We start from the raw sequence: 522 nt of genomic DNA, 5'->3' as shown, positions 1-522 counted from the left end.
TTCACCAGTTGGCGAGAGAGCTTTCGCCAGCAATTAACTATAGAGCCATCTGAAGACCCAGTGGAACCTATAATGTCAGTTGACGATCAAGTCATGACTGTCCGTAAAACCAACCACAACATAAGAAAATGGAACGCATTTCCTTTATTTTTAGTACCCTTGGTAATTACTCTCAAGTTGTTGTATGAGTTTGGCCCAACCACTAGCCAAATAAACTATGCTAACTCAGTTTTATCAAGCCATGAAGGAAGCTTAAGTCGAGAGTTAGTAGGAGAAGAATTTCTCAATGCCTTGGTAGATGAAAAGGGCACTAGCTCATGGGTTAGATATGTAAGCGCTACATATAGCTACGGGCGTGACAGTCAGAAAAGGTCACTGACTATCAGTTTAACGTTTATTGGTTTGGCTTTACTCATAACCATTCTCATGGCTAGATACCTTATAAAATATCCACGTTATGCTGAGGTCTATTTCGACCGAAAACGAGGGATCGTATACACATGGCATGAAAGTAAAGTTGCA

Annotated in this window: 1 protein-coding gene; it reads left to right on the top strand. The window is 40.6% G+C overall.

Going from position 1 to position 522, the window contains the following annotated elements; translation table 11 throughout:
• Positions 1-72: 72 nt before the first annotated feature.
• The coding region (locus UA76_RS24685; protein ID WP_047046040.1) for a hypothetical protein at positions 73-522 on the top strand (450 nt) is incomplete at its 3' end.

The sequence above is a fragment of the Vibrio mexicanus genome (genome assembly GCF_001012815.1).
GTDB lineage: Bacteria > Pseudomonadota > Gammaproteobacteria > Enterobacterales > Vibrionaceae > Vibrio > Vibrio mexicanus.
This window is presented reverse-complemented; position numbering and strand designations above follow the sequence as displayed.